This is a genomic window from Streptomyces sp. NPDC036764, from assembly GCF_055609385.1.
Genome location: NZ_JBVJPT010000027.1, coordinates 15,598 through 37,257, shown reverse-complemented (window position 1 = coordinate 37,257; position 21,660 = coordinate 15,598). Strand labels below are relative to the sequence as shown.

Here is a 21,660-nt window from a genome sequence, read left to right as displayed (position 1 = left end):
ATGGTCACCTCCGGGCTGCGTATCGGCACCCCGGCCCTGGCCACGCGCGGCTTCACGGCCGAGGACTTCACCGAGGTCGCCGACGTGATCGCCGAGACGCTGAAGCCGGTCTACGACGTCGACGCGCTCAAGGCCCGGGTCAAGGCACTCGCCGACAAGCACCCGCTCTACCCCGTTCTGAACAAGTAGTTCCTTTCCGTGGGGTGTCCCGCACACTGGTCAGTGAGCGGGCGGGGCACCCCGCGGAAGCCTTCTGCACCACCCCGTATTGAGGAGTCCCCGTGGCCATCTCGGTCTTCGACCTGTTCTCGATCGGCATCGGCCCGTCCAGCTCCCACACGGTCGGCCCGATGCGCGCGGCACGCATGTTCGCCCGCCGCCTGCACAACGAGGGCGTCCTGCCCTCCGTCGCCTCCATACGCTCCGAGCTCTACGGCTCCCTCGGCGCCACCGGCCACGGCCATGGCACCCCCAAGGCGGTCCTGCTCGGCCTGGAGGGCGACTCGCCCCGCACCGTCGACGTGGAGACCGCCGACGAGCGGGTGGAGAAGATCAAGTCGGCGGGCCGCCTCCGGCTCCTCGACGACCACGAGATCCCCTTCGACTTCGACAAGGACCTCGTACTTCACCGCCGCAAAGCCCTGCCCTACCACGCGAACGGCATGACGCTGTGGGCGTTCGACGCCTCGGGCGAGGAGCTCCTGTCCAAGACGTACTACTCCGTGGGCGGCGGTTTCGTCGTCGACGAGGACGCTGTCGGCGCGGACCGCATCAAGCTCGACGACACCGTCCTGAAGTACCCCTTCCGCACGGGCGACGAGCTGCTGCGCCTGACCCAGGAGACGGGCCTGTCGATCTCCGCGCTGATGCTGGAGAACGAGCGGGCCTGGCGCACCGAGGAGGAGATCCGCGAGGGCCTGCTGGAGATCTGGCGGGTGATGCGCGAGTGCGTGGCCCGCGGCATGGCACGTGAGGGCATCCTGCCGGGCGGCCTGAAGGTCCGCCGCAGGGCTGCCAACACCGCCCGCAAGCTGCGCTCCGAGGGCGACCCGAAGGCGCTCGCCATGGAGTGGATCACCCTCTACGCGATGGCCGTGAACGAGGAGAACGCCGCCGGCGGCCGCGTGGTCACCGCCCCAACGAACGGCGCCGCGGGCATCATCCCGGCGGTCCTGCACTACTACATCAACTTCGTGCCCGGCGCCGACGAGGACGGAGTCGTCCGCTTCCTGCTCGCCGCCGGAGCGATCGGCATGCTCTTCAAGGAGAACGCCTCCATCTCCGGCGCCGAGGTCGGCTGCCAGGGCGAGGTCGGCTCCGCCTGCTCGATGGCCGCGGGCGCGCTGGCCGAGGTCCTCGGCTGCTCCCCGGAGCAGGTCGAGAACGCCGCCGAGATCGGCATGGAACACAACCTCGGCCTCACCTGCGACCCGGTCGGCGGCCTCGTCCAGATCCCCTGCATCGAACGCAACGGCATGGCGGCGGTGAAGGCCGTCACCGCCGCCCGCATGGCCATGCGCGGCGACGGCTCCCACAAGGTGTCCCTCGACAAGGTCATCAAGACGATGAAGGACACGGGCGCCGACATGTCCGTGAAGTACAAGGAGACGGCGCGAGGAGGGCTCGCGGTCAACATCATCGAGTGTTGACGATTCCACGTTCGGAACGCGTCAGCCGTGCCACGGTGGGGCATACATCCAGTCCAACTCCTGCCCCCACCGGTACATCAGGGAGTCCCCCCATGCTGCGCGGCATCGACGTAAGCGCGTTCCAGTCCTCCTCCTACGACACCGACGGCCTCTCCTTCGTCTTCATCAAGGCGACGGAGGGCCGCTCCTACATCAACCCCAAACTCACCGCCCAGACGAAACGCGCCCGCGACGCCGGCCTGGTCGTCGGCTTCTACCACTTCCTGTGGCCCGGCAACCTCTCCGCCCAGGCCGACTACTTCGTCAGCAAGGCCCCGGAGAAGGCCGGTGACATCCTCGCCGTCGACTGGGAGACGACGAGCGAGGGCACCCGCGCCAGCAACGCGGAGAAGGACCTCTTCATCCGCAAGGTGAAGGAGAAGAGGCCGAACAATCCCGTCATCCTCTACTGCAACCGCAACTTCTGGCTCAATGTCGACACCACGTCCTACGCCGGCGACGGCCTCTGGATCGCCGACTACGTGACGGCGGGCGAGCCCCGAATCCAGGCGAAGTGGCGTTTCCATCAGTACACGGACGACCCGCTGGACAGAAACGTCGCGGACTTCTCGAGCAAGGCGGCGCTGCGGGAGTGGGCCGAGAACGCCTGACGGACGGCGCCATTGGCCCACGCCGAACCCGGGGCGAACATGACGAAGGGGCGCCTTCCCCGCGGGGAGGGCGCCCCTTCGTGAGGCATCACTTGTTCAGGAAGGCCCAGAACTCGTCGAACGACAGGAGCTTGTCGCCGTTGAGGTCGCGGCTCTTGATGATCGCCTCGGCGACGGCCTCGGTGACGTTCCAGTCGCCGCCCTGGGCCAGAGCGGACTTGAATTCGGCGGCGGTGATGGAGCCGTCACCGTCCGCATCGATGCGCTCGAACTGCTTGCGTGCTTCCTCGATGTCGATGTGCGCCACCGGTCCGCCCCTTTACTCGCGTCTACTCGCGTCTGTCGTGTTTGTGCTGGCCTGCTGCCGCAGGTCACATTAGCCGCGGTCAGATTAACCGCCCGCGCGCACCTCCAGTGCGTCGACCACCCAGGCGAACTCCGCCCGGTGCGCCGACTCACGCTCGGCCTCAGGCGTTCGAGTACGGCGGCCGACAGTCGCGCCCGGTGGCCCGGGCCGGTTCGCCGGTGGTGAAAAGTCCGGTGCCGTCGTCGATCATGTCTGCGAGTGTGGGCCTTCAAGTGGGTGGAGACTCAAGGAGCGGGACGGGACGGTGCGGCCGTGGCGGAGACCTTGCGGGACATTCTCGACGCGGCGGCCCGGGGAGTCTTCCCGGCCGCGGACGGCCGTACGACGGTCCTCCCCCAGCCCTCCCACCGCGACGCGGGCGTCCTCGCCTTCACCGCGCACTCCGTCGTCCTCACCGACGAGGACCCGGCATGGGTGTACGACACCCTGCGCGAGGTGGACTGCGACGCGCTGGCCGCGCCGATGAACCCGCGCTTCCTGGCGGCCTTGATGGAGCGGACGGGACGCGGCGCCGAGACCGTCGACGCGGTCCTGGTCGCCGCGCCGCTGACGGGTGCGCCGCCGCTCGCACTGCGGGAGATCGAGGACGCCGGGCACGACGCCGGCCATTCCCGGATCGGCTACGCCCGACGACGGCGCGACGACGTGCGCGCGTGGGCGGCGGACGGCGGGGTCTTGGTGATGGGACGCGGGGTCGCCGGGCGGCTCGAGGTCTCGGTGGAGGTGGACGAGGGGGTACGGCACCGGGGCCTGGGGCGCCTACTGGTGACCGCGGCCCGGCATCTCGTCACCGAACCGCTGTGGGCGCAGGTCACGCCGGGGAACGCCCGCAGTACGCGGACGTTCCAGGCGGCGGGCTATCGGCCGGTGGGCGCGGAACTGCTGCTGCGCACCCGGTAGCCGGCGAACGGCCCGGTACCGGGCTCGCGGCGCCGGGCTGTCAGTGCCAGGCCTCGAAGTGCGGGTTGCTCTGGCAGCGGCTCATGATCTCGACCTTGGTCGTCTTGTCCACCGGGCAGACGCCGATGATGTACTTGCGGGCGACGCCGCCCGGGAAGGCGACCTCCACCTGGTCGGCCCATTTGTGGGTGTCGCCGATGGTCTTGTTGACGTCGATGCCGCCGGGGGCGTCGATGTAGTAGTTCCAGCCGGACTTCCACCAGTTCTTGTACAGGTCGTGGTCGTAGGTCGTGGACACGTACGGGGACCGCTGGTTGACCAGGACGTACTTCTCCAGGTCGTACTGGCCGTTCTCGACGTCCCTGGGAAGGAAGCCCTCCTCGAAGACGACCTCCGGCCCGCGGCCGTCGGCCCGGTAGAGCGTGCCGCAGCTCGTGCGCCAGACCGGGTCGGGGGTGATGCGCTCGACGTCGACGTCACGGTCGGCGGCGGCCTTGATCCGGTCGTCGAACTGGACGGGACAGGCGGCGGGGGCGGCGGCCGTGGTGACGGTCGTGGGAGCGGCGACACGGGACTCGGGTGCCGTGGCGGCCGTCGTGGCGAGGACGGCCGAGAGGGACAGGACGGCGGCAGCGGCCCGCCGCCGCAGGCGAGTTGTGATCATGCGGTGCACGATTGCGGGCCTGCGGCGCCAAGCCGGGGATCTTCACCCGTTCGGCGGCGTGTCCACTGACGGGGATTCAAAAGCGCGTTTCAACCAGGTGCCGGCTAGCGGAAGATGCCGGTGTGGCCGAGGGAGTAGCGGCCCGGCTGCGGGTAGACGGCGAGGCCGTGCGGGCCCTCGCCGACCTGGACCCGGGCGAGCTCGGCGCCGGTGCGGGTGTCGAGGGCGTACACCTCGGAGTCGTAGCGGCCGGAGAGCCACAGCACCTTGCCGTCGGCGGAGACGCCGCCCATGTCGGGGCTGCCGCCGTCGGGGAGGTGCCACTTCCTGGTGAGCCTGTTCTTGGTGAAGTCGTACACGGAGACGGTGCCTTCGCCGCGGTTGGAGACGTACATCTCATGTGAGTCGCGGCTGATGTACAGGCCGTGGCAGCCCTTCCCGGTCGGCAGGAGCGTCGGGGTGGCGAACCTGTCGCCGTCCAGCACCCACATGCCGTCGGCCATCATGTCGGCGATGTAGAACCGCTTGCCGTCCGGGGAGACCTTGACGTCCTGCGGCATGGCGCCGTCGAAGGGGAGCTTCTGCTGCCCGACGACCCTCATCTGCTCGGTGTCGACCTTCAGCAGTTCGCCGCTGAACTCGCAGGAGACGATGAAGTAGCGGCCGTCGAGGGAGAAGTCGGCGTGGTTGACGCCGTAGCAGGTGACCGGTTCGGTCTTGATCCGCTTCATGGTGTGGGGGTCGCGGAAGACGAGTTCGCGGTCGAGTGAGGCCATGACGACGGCGTACCTGCCGTTGGGCGTGAAGTAGAGGTTGTAGGGGTCGTGGACCTCCACCTCCTCGCCCGCCTTGCCGGTCTTCGGGTCGATGGGGGTGAGGGTGTGGCCGCGGTTGTTGTTGACCCAGAGGGTCTTCAGGTCCCAGGACGGGACGACGTGCTGGGGCTGGCGGCCGACGGGGATGGTCTCGATGACCTCGTACGTCTTCGGGTCGATGACCGAGACGGTGTCGGACTCGCTGTTCGGGACGTAGACGCGGGACGGGAAGTCCTTGACGACCGGGGAGAGCTTGTTCGGGCGGTCGGCGGCGTAGACGTCCTTCGGGTCGAGGACGGGGGGCATGCCGGGCAGGCCCTTGACGGTCCTCTCCTTCACCGGGGCGGGGATGGCGGCCTGGGTGCCGCGGGTCGTCTCGGCGTGGTTCTCGCCCTGGTGGGAGTCGGTGCCGCAGGCGGCGAGCGCGAGGAGGGCCAGGGCGGCGAGGAGGATGCGGTACGTGTGGTTCATCGGCGGTCTTCCGGTGCGGCGGGGTGGGGGCGCCGCACTATTTAATGAGGATTACGCCGAAAATCATGCGATTTACCCGATTGGCTCGGGCTACGGGTCGCCGCGCCCTGCCCGAGGGCACCCTTTCGGCCGCCGGAGGCAACCGCTAGCGGTCCGCCACCCTCATCTCGAACCACGTCGTCTTGCCGCGCGGCAGCAGGTCCACGCCCCAGCGGTCGGAGAGTTTGTCGACGAGGAACAGGCCCCGGCCGCTGACGTCCATCTCCTGGACCGGCATCAGACAGGGCAGCCCGCGGGACGGGTCGCGGACCTCGATGCGGATCCAGCCCCGGCGGCGGCGCATCCGCAGGCCGAAGACGCGGGCGCCGGTGTGGCGGACGGCGTTGCCGACCAGCTCCGAGACGAGTAGGACCGCGTCCTCGGTCATCTTGGGGGTGAGGCCCCACTGGCGCAGAACCACCACTTGCGCGAGCCGGCGCGCGGTCGCGGCGGACTCCGGGCGGGACGGCAGCGGAACCTCCGCCTCCGTAGGATTGCCGAACAGCTCCAGCGCCTTTGAGGCAACTTCGTCCTCGACCGCCGGAGACCAGCGCGCCGCAGTCACACGGCCGTTTCCCCGCGGGTGTTCGACACCCTCCAGCCCCGCCATGCCCCCATCATGGCCGCCCGCACGGCCCTCCGGGGCCGTTCCGGAGGAATACACCCCCCGGAAGCCTTCATTCCGCACCCGTCGATCGGCATATGACAGTGGCAGTTCGGAGTCCTCGACAGCCCGCCTGAGCTGCGACGAAGGCTCTGCTGGAGGCAATCGACGGGCTCCCTCGACAAGACACGCTTAAGGTTGCCTTAAGGCTGCCATAAACCGCCCCATCGAGGGACCCGGATCAGACACGCCGTCAATTGCAAGTGGTTCGGGCGAGTTTCAGATGTGGGATTCAGAGGAACTTGGCCTTGCCCGGCCCCTCCTCCACGAAGCTCCGCATGCCCCGCTCCCGGTCCTCCGTCGCGAACAGCCCGGCGAACCAGCCGCGCTCGACGGCGAGGCCCGTCTCGATGTCCGTCTCCAGGCCGGTGTCGATCGACTCCTTCGCCGCACGCAGCGCGATCGCCGGACCCTGCGCCAGCCTCGCGGCCCAGGCGTGCGCCTCGGCGTAGACCTGGTCGGGGGCGACGACACGGTCCACGAGGCCCAACTCCCGCGCCTCGTCGGCCTTCACCATACGGCCCGTGAAGATCAGGTCCTTCGCCTTGGACGGGCCGACCAGGCGGGCCAGCCGCTGGGTGCCGCCGGCGCCCGGGATCAGGCCGAGCAGGATCTCCGGCTGGCCCAGCTTGGCGTTGTCCGCGGCGATACGGAAGTCCGCGCACAGCGCCAACTCGCAGCCGCCGCCGAGCGCGTAGCCGGTCACGGCCGCCACCACCGGCTTCGGGATCCTGGCCACCGCGGTGAACGACTCCTGGAGGGCCCGGGCGCGCAGGACCATCGCCGCGTGGTCCATGGCCTGCATCTCCTTGATGTCCGCGCCGGCCGCGAACACCTTCTCCCCGCCGTAGATCACCACGGCCCGCACGTCGTCGCGCCGGCCCGCCTCTTCGGCGAGCTCCTTGAGCCTGTCCTGGGTGGCCACGTCCAGCGCGTTCATGGGCGGACGGTCGAGACGGAGGGTACCGACACCTTCGGCGACTTCGAGATTCACGGTCATGGAGGCAGGTTAACGGGGACTAACGGCAGGGGCTGGAGTGCGGTCAGTCACATACGGCCGGGGGCCTGGGGGTTGCCCCCAGACAGGCACAGCACGGGGACTAACGGCAGGGGCTGGAGTGCGGTCAGTCACATACGGCCGGGGGTCTGGGGGTCGCCCCCAGACAGGCACAGCACGGGGACCAACGGCAAGGGCTGGAGTGCGGTCAGTCACATACGGCCGGGGGTCTGGGGGTCGCCCCCAGACAGGCACAGCACGGGGACCAACGGCGACGGCCCCGGTGCCGTACCTCACATCGAGGTCGTACACCGGGGCCGTATGCCGTCATGCGGGAGTTATGCCTTCCACTTCTCCCACGACATGTTCCAGCCGTTGAGGCCGTTCTCCGGGGCCACCGTCGCGTCGGCGGAGTTCTTCACGACCACCACGTCGCCGATCATCGAGTGGTTGAAGAACCACGCGGCCGGGGTGCTCTTGTCCCACGCGCCCTTGACGTCGCGCAGGCCGATGCAGCCGTGGCTGGCGTTGTAGTTGCCGAAGGCGCCGCCGCCCCAGTAGTTGCCGTGGATGAAGGTGCCGGAGTCGGTCAGGCGGCTGGCGTGCGGGACGTCGTCGATGTCGTACTCGCCGTCGTAGCCGACCGTGTCGCCGTTCATCCGGGTCTGGACGAACTTCTCGGTCATCACCATCTGGCCGTTCCAGGTGTCGTACCCGGGCTTGCCGGTGGTGACGGGGATGGTCTTGATGACCTTGCCGTCCTGCGTGACCTTCATCTTCTTGGTCTTCACGTCGACGACCGAGACCTGGTTGCGGCCGATCGTGAAGGAGACCTTCTTGTCCTGCTCGCCGTAGACGCCCTCGCGGCCCTCGACGCCGTCGAGGTTGAGCTCGACGGTGACCTTGGTGCCGGACTTCCAGTACTTCTCGGGACGGAAGTCGAGGCGGTCGTTGCCGAACCAGTGGCCCGCGACCTCGACGGCCGGCTCGGTCTTGACGGTGATCGCCTTCTCGACGTCCTCGGGGTTGGTGATGCCCCGGTCGAAGCGCAGGGAGAACGGCATTCCGACGCCGACCTTCGAGCCGTCCTCCGGCGTGAACCGGCCGATGAAGGTGTTCTTCGGGGTCAGCGTGGTGAAGTCGGCCTCCTTGGCGGCCTCCAGGCCGTCGGCGTCCTTGGCGACCGCGTGCACCGTGTACTTCGTGGCGGCGGCGAGGTGCGTGGACGGAGTCCACGTGGCGCCGTCGCCGGATATCTTCCCGTCTATCGCGTCGCCCTTGGCGTCCTTGACCTCGACGTCCGTCAGCTTGCCCTTGGCCGCGGTCACCTTCAGCGCACCGCTGGTGTCGACGGACTTGGCGCCGTCGCCCGGCGCTATGGTCACGACGGCCTGGGACTTCTTGGACTCCGCCGTGCCGGAGTCCCCGCCCTTGCCGTCGCCGGCACCCGAGTCCGAACCGCCGCCCCCGCCGCACGCGGTGACCGCGAGCAGCATGACGCCGGCCAGTGCCGCAAGGCCGGTGCGCCCGCGCCTCCCACGCCCGTCAACCGACGCCCCCGATATCGGCCGCACGTTCAAGTCTTTCTCCCCTCCCCGGGCCTGGTCCGGCCCGCACCCCCGCGCGTCAGCCGCGCGCATCCGCGCATATTAACCACATGGCCAGGCACGTCGGCGCCGCGCGTTTGTCACCGTTCCGTTCCAACATCGCCGGGCAGCCGGCCGGTCGAGCGGCCCGTCGCAAATCACCCCCCTTTCCGATTACTTCACCGCACTCCCCGCCTTCCACTCCTTCCAGCCCATATTCCATCCCCCGAGGCCATTGTCGGGAGCGACCTTCTTGTCATTGCTGCGGACGACCTCGACGACGTCCCCGACCAGGCTGCGGTCGAAGAACCAGCCCGCGGGCGTCTCGGATCCGCCGCCCTTGACGTCCCTGAGGCCGACGCAGCCGTGGCTGACATTGCTGTGTCCGAAGATGTCGGAGTCCGCCCAGTAGTTGCCGTGCAGGAAGGTGCCGGAGTCGGTCAGGCGCATGGCGTGCGGGACGTCGGGGATGTCGTACTCGCCCTTGCCGTCCTTCTTCTTGAAGCCGACCGTGGCGCCGTTCATCCGGGTGAGTTCGAGCATCTCGGTGACCACCATCTTGCCGTTGTAGGTGGTCATCTTCGGGGCGCCGGCCGTGACGGGGACGGTGGCGAGCAGTTCGCCGTCGCGGCGGACCTCCATGGTGTGCTTCACGGCGTCGACGACGGAGGACTGGTGGCGGCCGACGGTGAAGGAGAAGGTCTTGTGCTGGAGGCCGTACACCCCGCGCGCTCCCTCGACGTCCCGCAGCCGCAGCGCGACGGTGACCTGGGTGCCGGGCCGCCAGTAGTCCCGGGGCCGGAAGTCGAGGCGGGCCTTGCCGAACCAGTGCGGGCGGATCTCGACGGCCGGCTCGGCGGTGACCTCGACGGCGCGTTCGACGGCGGCCCGGTCCTCGATCTCCCGGTTGAACTCCAGGGAGACGATCATTCCGGTGCCGACGGTGGAGCGGTTCTCCGGGGCGACGTACCCGATGAACCGCTCGTCGGGGACGTACGTGGTGAAGGTCGTGTGCCGTGCGCTGCGGCGTCCGTGGCCGTCGAGGGCCACCGCGTCCACCGTGTACTCGGCGGCCAGCGCGAGCCGGGGTTCATCGGGCTCCCAGCGCAGGCCGTCCTTGGAGATGTGCCCCGGCACCGGGGTCTCCTGGGCGTCCTGGGACCTGACGACCTTCACCGACTCCAGGCGTCCGCTGGGCACGCGGACGAGCAGTCCCTCCTCGGGGCGAGCGCCCTTGGAGCCGTCGTCGGGGGTGACCCGGATGACGTCCTCGGGTGCCGGCCCTTTGCCCAGCATCTGGTCGATTCCGCCGCCGTCCGTAGTGCAGCCGGCGGCCCCGGCCAGCAGTCCCGCCCATGTCAGTACGGCGGCCAATGCGGCTCCCGCGCGCCGCGCGCGCCCTTGTACGTGCCTCACGAAGACCCCAACGACCGGGGCGGCCCTGGGGAAACGTGAGTGCGAGCCGACGGGTGGGCAGAACATGTGGGAGGACGACGCGACGGGGAGCCGCGGCCAGGGACGACCGCGTGCTCTCCTTCCACGTCGTGTGGTCCGTGAGCCGTGGGAGGCCACAGGTGTCGAGCGCAGCCGAGCAGGAGGCGGTGGCCGGGGCGGTCGCCGCTGAGGAGGGGCGCCCGGCCGCCGTCGTGAACGGCGTGCGGCACAAGGCCCCCGGTGTGCCGGTGTGGCCGGGCACGCCCGTGCCGCTCGGCGCCCGCTTCCGGGTCGGCCCGGACGGGGTGGCGGGCACCAACTTCGCGCTGTGGGCGGGAGGAGCGGAGGCCGTCGAGCTGTGTCTCTTCGACGAGCAGGGCAGGGAGACACGGGCCCGGCTGTCCGAGCTGACCCACGAGATCTGGCACGGCTTCGTGCCGGGTGTGATGCCCGGCCAGCGCTACGGCTACCGGGTGCACGGCCGCTGGGACCCGTGGACCGGCGGCCGCTGGAACCCGGCGAAGCTGCTCCTGGACCCGTACGCCCGGGCGGTGGACGGCGACTTCAGTCTGCCGCCGGAGGTGTACGGACACGTCCGCGACTGGCCCCAGCAGCATGTCGCGGACACCGTGCGCGACGAGCGCGACTCGGCGCCGTTCGTCCCGAAGGGCGTCGTCGTCCACGATGACGACGACTGGGCGGACGACCGCCGGCCGAAGACACCGTGGGCCGACTCGGTCATCTACGAGGTGCACGTACGGGGGTTCACGAAGCTGCACCCCGGGATCCCGGAGGAACTGCGGGGCACCTACGCCGGTCTCGCGCATCCGGCGGCGATCGAGCACCTGGTGAAGCTGGGCGTGACGGCGGTGGAGCTGCTGCCGGTGCATCAGTTCGCGCACGAGGACCACCTGCTGCGCAAGGGCCTGCGCAACTACTGGGGCTACAACTCCATCGGCTACTTCGCCCCGCACGCCGCCTACGCCGCCTCCGGTACGACCGGTCAGCAGGTCGGCGAGTTCAAGCGGATGGTCCGCGCACTGCACGCCGCCGGGATCGAGGTCATCCTCGACGTGGTCTACAACCACACGGCGGAGGCGGGCGAGCTGGGCCCGACGCTGTCGCTGAAGGGCATCGACAACCGGGGGTACTACCGGTTGCAGTCGGACGCGCGCCGGTACGCCGACTACACGGGCTGCGGGAACACGCTGCACGTCGTCCAGCCGCATGTGCTGCGGCTCATCACCGACTCGCTGCGCTACTGGGTGACGGAGATGGGGGTGGACGGCTTCCGCTTCGACCTGGCCGCCGCGCTGGCCCGCTCCATGCACGACGTCGACATGCTGTCGCCGTTCCTTGCCGTCATCGCGCAGGATCCGGTGCTGCGGCGGGTGAAGCTGATCGCCGAGCCGTGGGACGTCGGCTCGGGCGGCTACCAGGTGGGGGCGTTCCCGCCGCTGTGGACGGAGTGGAACGACCGCTACCGCAATGCCGTACGGGACTTCTGGCGGGGCGCGCTGCCGGACGTACGGGATCTGGGGTACCGCCTGTCGGGGTCCAGCGACCTGTACGCATGGGGCGGTCGCCGGCCGTACGCCTCGGTGAACTTCGTGACCGCGCACGACGGCTTCACGCTGCGGGACCTGGTGTCCTACGAGCGCAAGCACAACGAGGCGAACGGCGAGGGCAACCGGGACGGCTCGGACGACAACCGGGCCTGGAACTGCGGCGCCGAGGGCGAGAGCGACGACGAGCGGGTACGCACGCTCAGGCGGCGGCAGTTGCGCAACCTGCTGACGACGCTGCTGCTGTCGACGGGCGTGCCGATGCTGGTGGCGGGCGACGAGCTGGGGCGCACGCAGCGCGGCAACAACAACGCGTACTGCCAGGACAACGAGATGAGCTGGCTGGACTGGGGGCTGCTGGAGGAGCCGGGATGGAAGGCGCTGTTCGACCTGACCGCCCGGCTGGTCGAGCTGCGGCACCGGCATCCGGTGCTGCGCCGGCGGGCCTTCTTCTCCGGGCGGGCGCACTCGGCGGACGGGCTGCGCGACCTTGCCTGGTTCACCTCGCGGGGCACGGAGATGACGGAACGGGACTGGTACGCCCCCGCCGCCACGCTGGGCATGTATCTGTCCGGGCGGGACATCCCGGGCCGGGACGAGCGCGGGGCGCCGATAGTGGACGACAGCTTCCTGGCCGTCCTGCACGCCGGGGACCGGCCGGTGAGCTTCGTGCTGCCGGGGCCGCCGTGGGCCGAGCGCTACGAGGTCGTCGTCGACACCTCCCGGGAGGAGCAGGCCGAGGCGCCGGGCGTGGAGCACCGGGCGGGGGCGGCGATCACGGTTCCGGCACGCTCGGTGCTGTTGCTGCGCGTCGATTGAGGCGACGTCCCAGGTCGTTGAGACAGCGTTGCAAGGTCATGAACTCCGCCGCGGACTCCTGGTCATGAGGCCGGCGCGCTGATCGACTGAGACGCATGCCCGAGATATCCCGCCGTGCCTTCGGTGGTCTCGTCGGCGGTGGCGCCGTGACTGCCGTCGCCGGTACGACCACCGCGGCCGAAGCCGCCGCAGCGACCCCCGCCGAACGTCCCTCCGAACGCCCCTTCAGGGCCCGCCCCGGCTCGTCCGGCCGGCGGCCCAACTTCCTCGTCATCCTCGGCGACGACCTCGGCTGGGCCGATCTGTCCTCCTACGGCGCCCCGCACATCAGGACCCCCAACCTGGACCGGCTGGCCCGCCAGGGCGTGCGGTTCACCGACGCGTACTCCGGCTCCGCGACCTGCTCCCCGACCCGGTTCAGCCTGTACACCGGGCGGTACCCGGGCCGTACGCCGGGCGGCCTCGCGGAGCCCATCGCCAACAGGACGCAGGGGCTGGACCCGAACCACCCCACCCTGGCCTCCCTGCTGAAGAAGGCGGGCTACGCGACCGCGCTCATCGGCAAGTGGCACTGCGGCTGGCTGCCGGACCACAGCCCCACCAAGTCCGGCTGGGACGAGTTCTTCGGCAACTTCGGCGGCGTCCTGGAGTACTTCTCCAAGCTCGGCCAGCTCGGCGCCCACGACCTCTACGAGGGCGACGCCGAGTACAAGGACCTGCGCTACTACACGACCGTGCTGACCGAGCGGGCCGTCGAGTACGTGAGCCGGGACCATGACACGCCCTGGCTGCTGAACCTGAACTTCACCACCCCGCACTGGCCCTGGCTCGCGGAGGGCGACGAGGAGACCGGCGCCGAGATCGAGGCGAGGATCCGGGCCGCGAAGAGCCAGGCGGAGATCAGCAGAGCGCTCAACCACTACGACGGCGGCTCGGTCGAGAAGTACACGCAGATGGTGGAGAGCCTGGACGCGGCCGTCGGCGAGGTGCTCGACGCCCTGCGCCGGTCGGGGCAGGAGGACGACACCGTCGTGCTGTTCGCCAGCGACAACGGCGGCGAGCGCTACTCCTACAACTGGCCGCTCAGCGGCGAGAAGTTCGTGCTGCTCGAGGGCGGCATCCGGGTCCCGTCGATCCTGCGCTGGCCCGCCCGGATCGACGGCCGACAGGTCAGCCACGAGCCGGTCTTCTCCCCCGACTGGACGGCGACCCTGCTGGAGCTGGGCGGTGCGCGGCCCGACCCGGCGTACCCCCTGGACGGCACCAGCCTCGCGGGCTACCTCCTGCGCGGCAAGCAACTGCCGCAGCGCGACCTGTTCTGGCGGGTGCGGGCCAACCGGGCGCTCAGGCGCGGCGACTGGAAGTACTACCGGGACGACAAGGGCACCGACCACCTCTACGACCTCGGCGCCGACCAGCGCGAGCAGGCCGATCTGGCGCCCGACAGGCCGGAGCTGCTCGCGGAACTCAAGGCGTCCTGGGAGCGGATCGCCGCCGGGCTCCTCCCCTACCCCGGCTAGCCGAGGATCCCGCGCTCGTACGCCGTCGCGACCGCCGCCGCGCGGTCGTTGACGCCGAGCTTGGCGTACAGGTGGGTGAGGTGGGTCTTCACGGTCGCCTCGCTGATGAAGAGTTCGCGGGCGATCTCGCGGTTGGGCGTGCCCTTGGCGACCAGGGCGAGGACCTCGCGCTCGCGGGCGGAGAGGGGCTCGTTGCCGGGGGCCCTGGGGGCGCGTACGGCGGATACGAGGCGGGAGGCGACGGCCGGGGACAGGACCGTGCGGCCCTCGGCGGCGGCCCGGACCGCGGTGAACAGCTCGTCGCGCGGGGCGTCCTTCAGCAGATAGCCCGTCGCGCCCGCCTCGATGGCGGGCAGCGTGTCGGAGTCGGTGTCGTACGTGGTCAGCACGAGGACCTTGGCGCGGGCTCCGGTGCGGGTGAGGTGGGCGATGGCCGCGACCCCGCCGCCGCCCGGCATCCGCAGGTCCATCAGGATCACGTCGGGGTCGAGTGCGGCGGCCCGCTCCAGGGCCTCCTCGCCGCTCGCCGCCTCGCCGAGCACGACGAAGCCGGGCGCGGACTCGAACATGCCGCGCAGACCGTCCCGTACGACGGGATGGTCGTCGACGATCAACAGGGAGATGGCCGCCTGGTCACTCATGGCGTACTCGTCACTCATGGCGTACCAAAGGTACGCGAGCCGACAGGGCGGTGCCGCGCCCCTGTTCGGACTCCACGGTCAGGCAGCCGGCCATGCGCTCGGCGCGGGCGCGCATGCCGGCCAGGCCGAAGCCGCCGGTGCGAGTGCGCTCGGGCAGGGCGAGCGGGTCGAAGCCCTTGCCGTCGTCGCGGATGTCGAGGATGACCTCGTCGCCGAGGAAGGACAGGGTGACGCCGACGCGGGTGGCGCGGGCGTGCCGGGCGGCGTTGGACAGGGCTTCCTGGGCGATCCTCAGCAGGGTCGCGGAGAGTTCGTCGTGGAGCTGTTCCGCGGTGCCGGTGACGGTGAAGTCGGCGCGTACACCGGTCCGTTCGGACCACTCGGCGACCGTGCCTTTCATGGCCTGTGGCAGCCCGTCGTTCTCCAGGGCCACGGGGGCGAGGTTGTGCACCGAGCGGCGGGCCTCGCCGAGGCTGTGGCGGGCGAGGGCGGCGGCGCGGTCGAGGTGGGAGCGGGCGGTGGGCAGGTCGGGGGCGTTCGCGACGACCTGGAGCTGGGCGATGATGCCGGTCAGGCCCTGGGCGATGGTGTCGTGGATCTCGGCGGCGAGCCGGCGCCGCTCGTCGGCGACGCCGGCCTCACGGGCCTGGACGAGGAGTTGGGCGTGCAGGGCGGCGTTCTCCTCCAGTGCCTGGTGCAGGGCCGTGTTGGTGCGTTCGAGCTCGGCGATGGTCTCGGCGCGGGCGCGGGAGCGTTCCTCCTGCTGGCTGGTGAGATGGCCGACCACCGTCAGGATGACGTTGTTGACCACCAGGAGCCCGGCGAACACCGCCCACTGCACCGGCTCGTGGAACGGCAGCCCGCCGGCCTGCGAGCCCGACACGGCGATCGAGCAGGCGAACGGGCCGAGCCGGCTCAGCCGCCGGTGCGGGATGAGCTCGTCGGAGTCGAAGTAGCCGGTGACGGCGTAGAACGCGAAGAACGGGTTCAGCCAGGTGAGCACGAAGCCGAGGGCCCAGCGCAGCGCGTAGTACACCGTGCCCGCGATGGAGGGGCCCGGGCGGGTGCGGCTCGCCCGGCCCCACCAGAGCTGGAGTGCGAAGCCCGCGGCGACCAGCACCGCGACCGTGCTCCGCTCCGCCCTTCCGGGCGTCAGTTCGGCGGTGGCGACCGACAGCAGGGTGCCGACCGCGAGCAGCGCGTAGGGGCCCTTGCTGCGGATGAGCTCCCAGCGCCGCTCGATGTCGGTGTCCGCCGCGGTCATGCCTCCAGTCTGCACGGCCGGCCGCCTACTCCCAGCGGAACCAGCGCGCGGCCGCCGCGGACAGCGCCACCGTCCACACCGCCATCACGCCGAGGTGGGACCAGCCCGGCCAGTCGCCCGCCGTCGCCGCGTTCAGGGCCTGCGCGGCGGCGCCGAACGGGGTGAACCCGACGATGTCGGCCATCAGATCGGGCATGGCCTGCACCGGCAGCCACACCCCCGCGCAGAACAGCATCGGGAAGAACACCGCCGTCCCGACGGCACCGGCGATCTTCACCGTGCCGGACACCGCCGAGATCACCGAACCCAGGGCGAGGGCGACGAGGACCGCGAGGACGAGGGCGAGCAGATAGCCGTACGGCTGTCCGGGCAGTCGTACGTCGTAGACGAGCCGTCCGACCGCGAGGGCCAGCAGTGCGGAGAGCAGCGCGGCCAGGGCGTGCACCACCATCTGCGCGGACAGCAGCGCCGAGGGGCGGACCGGGGTGGTGGACATCCGGCGCAGGATGCCCTGTTCCCGGTAGCCGGTCAGACCCACCGGCATCGACTGCACCCCGGCGACGATCATGCCGACCAGGACGGTCACGGGTACGTAGGTGTCGACGATGCGCAGGCCGCCGAGGCCGTCCTGGTGTTCGCGGAACGCGGGGACGGCGCCCAGGATCGCCAGCAGCAGGGGCGGGAAGGCCAGGATCCAGAAGAGGCTGCCCGGTTCGCGGGCGAGCAGACGGGCCTCGGTGCGCAGTACGGCGGTGTTCATGGCGTGCTCTCCGTCATGCTCGGGTCCGTCACGGTCGTGTCCGTCAGGTCCAGGAAGGCGTCGTCCAGCGTGGCGTCGCTGACGCGCAGTTGGTGGGCGGTGATGCGGTGGCGGGCGAGCAGCGTGATCACGGCGTTGACCGTCTCGTCGCTGCCGGCCAGGGTGATGCGGCCGTCCTTGTGCTCGACGGAGGCGAGCGCGGGCAGCGCGCTGAGCTCGGACTCGTCCAGCGGCTCGGACGGCGTGAAGGTGATGACCGTGGCTCGGGCGGAGCGGCGGATCAGTCCGGCCGGGGTGTCCAGGGCGGCCACCCGGCCCTTGTCGATCACGGCGATCCGGTCGCAGAGCCGCTGCGCCTCCTCCATGAAGTGAGTGACTAGCAGGACGGTCACGCCGTTCGCGCGGATGTCCTCGATGAGCTGCCAGGTGTCGCGGCGGGCCCGTGGGTCGAGGCCGGTCGTGAGCTCGTCCAGGACGACGATCCGCGGGTTGCCGACGAGGGCGAGAGCGATGAACAGGCGCTGCTTCTGGCCGCCGGAGAGCTTGCCGAACCGGGTGCCCAGCCGGTCGGTCAGGCCCAGGCGTTCGGCGAGCGGGCGCCAGTCGGCGGGGTCCGGGTAGAAGGAGGCGTAGAGCTGGAGCGCCTCGCGCACGGTGAGTTTCTCCTGGAGGCGGCCCTCCTGGAGCTGGGCGCCGAGGACGTGGGAGACGCGGTCGTGGTCGGCGACGGGGTCGAGGCCGGTGACCCGCACCCGGCCCGCGTCGGGGACGCGCAGGCCCTCGACGCACTCGACGGTGGTGGTCTTGCCGGCGCCGTTGGGGCCGAGGATGCCGAAGACCTCGCCCTCCTCGACGGTGAAGGAGACGCCGTCGACGACGGTGCGGCCGCCGTAGGACTTGCGCAGGTCGGTGACTTCGATGACGGACATGGCATCAGGGTCGCGGCGGGGCGGGCGCCGCCGCATCGGCCGTCACGCTCGAAGCCGCATCACCCGATCGGTTGATGGCAGGGGTACGACCGGCCGACGCGGCCGTACGACCCCTCGAACACGCAGGTCGTAGGACCAGCGACCGAATCCGGACCGGCCAAAACTCGGTGGGCAGTGTCAGTGGCGATCCGTAGGCTCGCTGCTGATGGTGACGACACGTGCAACCGCCGAGGACAGATCCGAACGATCAGCCGTGCGTACGCTGCTGCGCCTGTGGCCGTATGTGCGGCCGGTGCGCGTGCGGCTGTTCACGGCCGCCGGCGTGGCGATCGTCGCCTCGTGTGTCGCGCTGGTCATCCCGCTCGTCCTGAAGTGGATGGTGGACGGGCCGGTCGCCGACCGGGATCCGGCCGGGGTGTGGCTCGGGGCGCTGTCTCTGCTGCTGCTCGGGTTCGCGGAGGCGTTGCTGTTCGGCCTGCGGCGGTGGCTGGTGGCGCGGCCGCTGGCGGGGGTCGAGGCGGCGATGCGGGCGGATCTGTACCGGCGTCTTCAGCGGCTGCCGGTGGCCTTCCACGACCGGTGGGCGTCGGGGCAGTTGCTGTCGCGGGGCACGACGGATCTGATGCTGCTGCGCATGTTCCTCGCCTTCCCGCTGACGTTCCTGCTGGTCAACGGCGTGACGATCATCGTCGGCGTGATCATCATGCTGCTCCAGGACTGGACGCTGGGGCTGGTGATCCTCATCCCTGCCGTGCCCGTGATGGTCACCTGCGTGATCTTCGAGAAGCGGTACGCCGAGGTGGCGCGGCGCGCTCAGGACCAGGTCGGCGATCTGACGACGGTCGTCGAGGAGAGCGTGCTCGGGATCCGGATCATCAAGGGGTTCGGGCGGCATCGCAGCCAGGCGCGGGCGTTCCGGGAGCTGTCGCGGACGCTGCGCGGCACGGAGCTGCGCAAGGCCCGGCTGCTGGCTGCCATCTGGGGCGTCATCGTGACGCTGCCGGAGGTGGCCATCGGCGCGGCGCTGGTGCTGGGTGCCGTGCAGGTGGCGGACGGGGAGCTGTCGGCGGGCACGCTGGTGGCGTTCCTGTCGACCGCGCTCGCCCTCAGGTGGCCCGTGGACTCCATCGGATTCCTGCTGGCGATGAGCCAGGAGGCGGCGACGGCGACCGAGCGGTACTTCGAGGTCATGGATGAAACCCCGGAGACGGAAGCGCCCCAAAGGGGCGCGGGGCTGCGTCGATATGCGGCTCCGCCGCGGGGCGCGACCAGCCCCCACAAAGCCGCACCGGACAACGACGGCATCCGCTTCCACCACGTCCGATTCCGCTATCCCGACGCCCCTGAAGACTCCCCTCCCACCCTCGACCACATCGACCTGCACATCCGCCCTGGTGAATCCATGGCCCTCGTAGGCGCAACCGGAAGCGGCAAAACCACCCTCACCGCCCTCGTCCCCCGCCTCCATGAACTGACCTCCGGCCACATCACCCTCGACGGCCACGACATCACCGCGATGCCCAGAGAAACGCTGCGCGAACTCGTGGCCGTCGCCTTCGAGGAGCCCACGCTCTTCTCCGCCAGCGTGGCGGACAACGTTCTCATGGGGGCCAATGAGGGCGCGGGTGAACCCGAGTTGGAGCGGGCGCTCGGCGTCGCGCAGGCCGCGTTCGCGCACGACCTGCCCCACGGGACCGAGACACAGGTCGGCGAGCAGGGCCTGAGTCTCTCCGGCGGCCAGCGGCAGCGCCTCGCGCTCGCGCGGGCGGTCGTCGGCCGGCCCCGGTTCCTCGTCCTGGACGACCCGCTGTCCGCCCTCGACGTGCACACCGAGGCCGCCGTCGAGGCGGCCCTGCGGGACGTGCTCGCGCAGACCACCGCCCTCATCGTCGCCCACCGCCCGTCCACGGTGCTGCTGGCCGACCGCGTCGCCCTGCTCTCCGGCGGCCGCATCACCGCCGTGGGCACCCATCACGAACTGCTGCGCGGCAACGCCGAGTACGCCCATCTGATGGCCGGAGACGAGGAGACCGACCGATGACGGCGACCACCACCGCACCGGGCAAGGAACAGCCTGCCGAGGAACCCCCCAAGGACGTCGACCCCTTCGACCACGACGTCCTGCCCACTCCCCCGGGCGCCACCGCCGCGCTCCTGCGCTCGCTGCTCGCCCCGATGAAGGCCCGCGTCGCCCTCACCACGCTGCTGCTGTTGCTCCAGCAGGCGGCGGTGCAGGCGGGGCCGCTGCTGGTCGCGTACGCCATCGACTCGGCCGTGCCGGCGTTCCGGCGGGACGACCTCGGGCCGCTGATCGCGGTCGGCGTCGGCTATCTGGGGTGCGCGGTCGTCTCCGGCGCACTCCAGTACGCGTTCATCCTGGTCGCCGCCCACGTCAACCAGGACGTGCTGCTCGACCTGCGCGGCCGTATCTTCCGCCATGCCCAGGCCCTGAGCGTCGACTTCCACGAGCGCTACACCTCGGGGCGGCTCATCTCCCGTTCCACCACGGACGTGGAGTCACTGCGCGAGCTCCTCAACGAGGGCCTCCAGGAACTCGTCACCGTCATCCTGTCCTTCGTCTACATCGCGGCGATGCTGCTGTGGCTGGACCTCGGCCTCGGCGCGGTCGCCGTGGCCTCCTTCGTGCCGCTGTATCTCCTCGTACGGCTCTACCGGCGGCGTGCCGCCCGGGTGTACACCCTGCGGTCCACCGCCATCGCTGCCGTGATCGTCAAGTTCGTCGAGACGATGAACGGCATCCGCCCGGTGCGCACCTTCCGCCGCGAGGCCGCCAACGACGCCGACTTCCGGGTCCTGAACACCCGGCACGAGCGCACGAACGGCGACGCCCTGCTGGAGATGGCCCGTTACGTCGTCGGCTCCCGGCTCGTCGCCAACACGGCCGTCGCGGCGATCGTGCTGTGGGGCGCCTACCGCGTCGCGGGCGGCACACTCGCCCTCGGTGTGCTGGCGGCGGCCGTGCTTTATCTGCGCCGGCTGTACGACCCGATCGACCGGCTCGGCATGTTCCTGAACTCCTACCAGTCGGCGGCCGCGTCCCTGGAGAAGATCGCCGGGCTGCTCGCGCAGACCCCGTCCGTCCCCGAGCCGCCGGCGCCCCGGCAGCTCCCCGCGCTCCGCTCCGAGCTCCCCGGCCGCGAGGTCGTCTTCGACGGCGTCCGGTTCGGCTACCGCACCGGAGGCGAGGTACTGCCCCGCTTCGACCTCACGCTGCCGGCCGGGCAGACCGTCGCGGTCGTCGGCTCCACCGGCGCCGGCAAGTCGACGCTGGCCAAGCTGCTCGCCCGGTTCTACGACCCCTCCGCCGGCCGGGTCCTGCTGGACGGTGTCGATCTGCGCGAGCTGCCCGTGGCCGAACTGCGGCGCGGGGTGGTGATGGTGACGCAGGAGGCGTTCCTGTTCTCCGGCACGGTCGCCGAGAACATCGCCATCGGCCGTCCGGACGCCACCCGCGAGGAGATCGAGCAGGCCGCGAAGGCCATCGGCGCGCACGACTTCATCAGCTCCCTGCCCGACGGCTACGACACCGACGTACGCAAGCGCGGCGGTCGTATCTCCGCCGGTCAGCGCCAGCTCGTGGCGTTCGCGCGGGCGTTGCTCGCGGACCCGGCCGTGCTGATCCTCGACGAGGCGACCAGCTCCCTCGACATCCCCGGCGAACGGGCCGTGCAGCGCGCGATGAGGACGGTCCTGCACGGACGCACGGCCGTCGTCATCGCCCACCGCCTGTCCACGGTCGAGATCGCCGACCGGGTGCTGGTCATGGAGCACGGGCGGATCGTGGAGGACGGCACACCGGACGAACTCATCGCCGGCACGGGCAGGTTCGCGGATCTGCACCGGGCGTGGCGGGACAGCCTGGCGTAGCGGAACGGCAAGCGGGACGACGAACGGGGCACGGGCAA

General features: G+C 70.6%; 18 protein-coding genes and 1 pseudogene. 8 read left to right on the top strand and 11 right to left on the bottom strand.

Annotated elements, in window-relative coordinates:
- From ACZ69Q_RS45150 to ACZ69Q_RS45140, 3 genes and pseudogenes are all read left to right on the top strand, one after another.
- Nucleotides 1-189 (top strand): annotated as a pseudogene (locus ACZ69Q_RS45150) (serine hydroxymethyltransferase); the annotation flags it as partial.
- A 92-nt stretch (nucleotides 190-281) separates the two neighbouring features.
- A complete protein-coding gene (locus ACZ69Q_RS45145) occupies nucleotides 282-1,649 on the top strand; it encodes an L-serine ammonia-lyase (RefSeq protein WP_471054625.1) in 1,368 nt (455 codons plus the stop codon).
- Between the two features lie 92 nt (nucleotides 1,650-1,741).
- Nucleotides 1,742-2,299 carry a glycoside hydrolase family 25 protein gene (locus ACZ69Q_RS45140; RefSeq protein WP_471054623.1) on the top strand — a complete coding sequence of 186 codons (558 nt, stop codon included), beginning with the start codon at nucleotides 1,742-1,744 and terminating at the stop codon, nucleotides 2,297-2,299.
- A gap of 88 nt (nucleotides 2,300-2,387) precedes the next feature.
- Here the strand turns inward: ACZ69Q_RS45140 and ACZ69Q_RS45135 are convergent, their stop codons facing one another.
- The gene (locus tag ACZ69Q_RS45135; RefSeq protein WP_471054621.1) at nucleotides 2,388-2,606 is read right to left on the bottom strand and encodes an EF-hand domain-containing protein; all 219 of its coding nucleotides are present in this window, start codon (nucleotides 2,604-2,606) and stop codon (nucleotides 2,388-2,390) included.
- A 312-nt stretch (nucleotides 2,607-2,918) separates the two neighbouring features.
- Between ACZ69Q_RS45135 and ACZ69Q_RS45130 the strand changes: the two genes are divergently transcribed.
- The gene (locus ACZ69Q_RS45130; protein WP_471054619.1) at nucleotides 2,919-3,566 is read left to right on the top strand and encodes a GNAT family N-acetyltransferase; all 648 of its coding nucleotides are present in this window, start codon (nucleotides 2,919-2,921) and stop codon (nucleotides 3,564-3,566) included.
- Between the two features lie 40 nt (nucleotides 3,567-3,606).
- On the opposite strand, the gene ACZ69Q_RS45125 is transcribed toward ACZ69Q_RS45130, so the two are convergent.
- The 6 genes from ACZ69Q_RS45125 to ACZ69Q_RS45100 form a co-directional block, all read right to left on the bottom strand.
- Nucleotides 3,607-4,230, bottom strand: a complete 624-nt coding sequence (locus ACZ69Q_RS45125; protein WP_471054618.1) for an ADP-ribosyltransferase — start codon at nucleotides 4,228-4,230, stop codon at nucleotides 3,607-3,609.
- Nucleotides 4,231-4,334: 104 nt separating this feature from the next.
- A complete protein-coding gene (locus ACZ69Q_RS45120) occupies nucleotides 4,335-5,516 on the bottom strand; it encodes a YncE family protein (protein ID WP_471054616.1) in 1,182 nt (393 codons plus the stop codon).
- A gap of 145 nt (nucleotides 5,517-5,661) precedes the next feature.
- Complete coding sequence (locus tag ACZ69Q_RS45115; RefSeq protein ID WP_471054614.1) at nucleotides 5,662-6,165, bottom strand: ATP-binding protein; 504 nt, start codon at nucleotides 6,163-6,165, stop codon at nucleotides 5,662-5,664.
- Between the two features lie 286 nt (nucleotides 6,166-6,451).
- A complete protein-coding gene (locus ACZ69Q_RS45110) occupies nucleotides 6,452-7,219 on the bottom strand; it encodes an enoyl-CoA hydratase/isomerase family protein (protein ID WP_471054612.1) in 768 nt (255 codons plus the stop codon).
- A 335-nt stretch (nucleotides 7,220-7,554) separates the two neighbouring features.
- Nucleotides 7,555-8,796: a L,D-transpeptidase gene (locus ACZ69Q_RS45105; RefSeq protein WP_471054610.1), complete on the bottom strand. Its 1,242-nt coding sequence runs from the start codon at nucleotides 8,794-8,796 to the stop codon at nucleotides 7,555-7,557.
- A gap of 180 nt (nucleotides 8,797-8,976) precedes the next feature.
- Entirely contained in the window at nucleotides 8,977-10,218 is a 1,242-nt protein-coding gene (locus ACZ69Q_RS45100) for a L,D-transpeptidase (RefSeq protein ID WP_471054608.1), read from the bottom strand.
- Nucleotides 10,219-10,376: 158 nt separating this feature from the next.
- On the opposite strand from ACZ69Q_RS45100, the gene glgX reads away from it, so the two are divergent.
- A complete protein-coding gene (gene glgX, locus ACZ69Q_RS45095) occupies nucleotides 10,377-12,620 on the top strand; it encodes a glycogen debranching protein GlgX (RefSeq protein WP_471054606.1) in 2,244 nt (747 codons plus the stop codon).
- A gap of 95 nt (nucleotides 12,621-12,715) precedes the next feature.
- The gene (locus ACZ69Q_RS45090) at nucleotides 12,716-14,140 is read left to right on the top strand and encodes a sulfatase family protein (RefSeq protein WP_471054604.1); all 1,425 of its coding nucleotides are present in this window, start codon (nucleotides 12,716-12,718) and stop codon (nucleotides 14,138-14,140) included.
- On the opposite strand, the gene ACZ69Q_RS45085 is transcribed toward ACZ69Q_RS45090, so the two are convergent.
- Genes ACZ69Q_RS45085 through ACZ69Q_RS45070 form a run of 4 tightly spaced genes read right to left on the bottom strand, consistent with a single transcriptional unit; the run spans nucleotide 14,137 to nucleotide 17,734 of the window.
- The gene (locus tag ACZ69Q_RS45085; protein WP_471054629.1) at nucleotides 14,137-14,781 is read right to left on the bottom strand and encodes a response regulator; all 645 of its coding nucleotides are present in this window, start codon (nucleotides 14,779-14,781) and stop codon (nucleotides 14,137-14,139) included. The two genes, ACZ69Q_RS45090 and ACZ69Q_RS45085, sit on opposite strands and share 4 nt — an antisense overlap.
- Nucleotides 14,782-14,791: 10 nt before the next feature.
- Nucleotides 14,792-16,045 carry a sensor histidine kinase gene (locus tag ACZ69Q_RS45080; RefSeq protein WP_471054603.1) on the bottom strand — a complete coding sequence of 418 codons (1,254 nt, stop codon included), beginning with the start codon at nucleotides 16,043-16,045 and terminating at the stop codon, nucleotides 14,792-14,794.
- A 25-nt stretch (nucleotides 16,046-16,070) separates the two neighbouring features.
- The gene (locus tag ACZ69Q_RS45075) at nucleotides 16,071-16,805 is read right to left on the bottom strand and encodes an ABC transporter permease (protein ID WP_471054602.1); all 735 of its coding nucleotides are present in this window, start codon (nucleotides 16,803-16,805) and stop codon (nucleotides 16,071-16,073) included.
- Entirely contained in the window at nucleotides 16,802-17,734 is a 933-nt protein-coding gene (locus ACZ69Q_RS45070) for an ABC transporter ATP-binding protein (protein WP_471054601.1), read from the bottom strand. The genes ACZ69Q_RS45075 and ACZ69Q_RS45070 overlap by 4 nt, the downstream gene beginning before the upstream one ends.
- A 205-nt stretch (nucleotides 17,735-17,939) precedes the next feature.
- Between ACZ69Q_RS45070 and ACZ69Q_RS45065 the strand changes: the two genes are divergently transcribed.
- Together ACZ69Q_RS45065 and ACZ69Q_RS45060 are read left to right on the top strand one after the other, a co-directional pair.
- Nucleotides 17,940-19,775 carry an ABC transporter ATP-binding protein gene (locus ACZ69Q_RS45065; protein ID WP_471054599.1) on the top strand — a complete coding sequence of 612 codons (1,836 nt, stop codon included), beginning with the start codon at nucleotides 17,940-17,942 and terminating at the stop codon, nucleotides 19,773-19,775.
- Nucleotides 19,772-21,622, top strand: coding sequence for an ABC transporter ATP-binding protein (locus ACZ69Q_RS45060; protein WP_471054597.1), 1,851 nt, complete (start codon nucleotides 19,772-19,774; stop codon nucleotides 21,620-21,622). The genes ACZ69Q_RS45065 and ACZ69Q_RS45060 overlap by 4 nt, the downstream gene beginning before the upstream one ends.
- Nucleotides 21,623-21,660 lie beyond the last annotated feature (38 nt).

What these genes read in the sequence shown, in the direction of transcription:
- ACZ69Q_RS45140 (WP_471054623.1), top strand. Translation starts at nt 1,742, where the DNA reads ATGCTGCGCGGCATCGACGTAAGCGCGTTCCAGTCCTCCTCCTACGAC.
- ACZ69Q_RS45125 (WP_471054618.1), bottom strand. Translation starts at nt 4,230, where the DNA reads ATGATCACAACTCGCCTGCGGCGGCGGGCCGCTGCCGCCGTCCTGTCC.
- ACZ69Q_RS45120 (WP_471054616.1), bottom strand. Translation starts at nt 5,516, where the DNA reads ATGAACCACACGTACCGCATCCTCCTCGCCGCCCTGGCCCTCCTCGCG.
- ACZ69Q_RS45115 (WP_471054614.1), bottom strand. Translation starts at nt 6,165, where the DNA reads ATGGCGGGGCTGGAGGGTGTCGAACACCCGCGGGGAAACGGCCGTGTG.
- ACZ69Q_RS45110 (WP_471054612.1), bottom strand. Translation starts at nt 7,219, where the DNA reads ATGACCGTGAATCTCGAAGTCGCCGAAGGTGTCGGTACCCTCCGTCTC.
- ACZ69Q_RS45090 (WP_471054604.1), top strand. Translation starts at nt 12,716, where the DNA reads ATGCCCGAGATATCCCGCCGTGCCTTCGGTGGTCTCGTCGGCGGTGGC.
- ACZ69Q_RS45085 (WP_471054629.1), bottom strand. Translation starts at nt 14,781, where the DNA reads ATGAGTGACCAGGCGGCCATCTCCCTGTTGATCGTCGACGACCATCCC.
- ACZ69Q_RS45080 (WP_471054603.1), bottom strand. Translation starts at nt 16,045, where the DNA reads ATGACCGCGGCGGACACCGACATCGAGCGGCGCTGGGAGCTCATCCGC.
- ACZ69Q_RS45075 (WP_471054602.1), bottom strand. Translation starts at nt 16,805, where the DNA reads ATGAACACCGCCGTACTGCGCACCGAGGCCCGTCTGCTCGCCCGCGAA.
- ACZ69Q_RS45070 (WP_471054601.1), bottom strand. Translation starts at nt 17,734, where the DNA reads ATGTCCGTCATCGAAGTCACCGACCTGCGCAAGTCCTACGGCGGCCGC.
- ACZ69Q_RS45065 (WP_471054599.1), top strand. Translation starts at nt 17,940, where the DNA reads ATGGTGACGACACGTGCAACCGCCGAGGACAGATCCGAACGATCAGCC.
- ACZ69Q_RS45060 (WP_471054597.1), top strand. Translation starts at nt 19,772, where the DNA reads ATGACGGCGACCACCACCGCACCGGGCAAGGAACAGCCTGCCGAGGAA.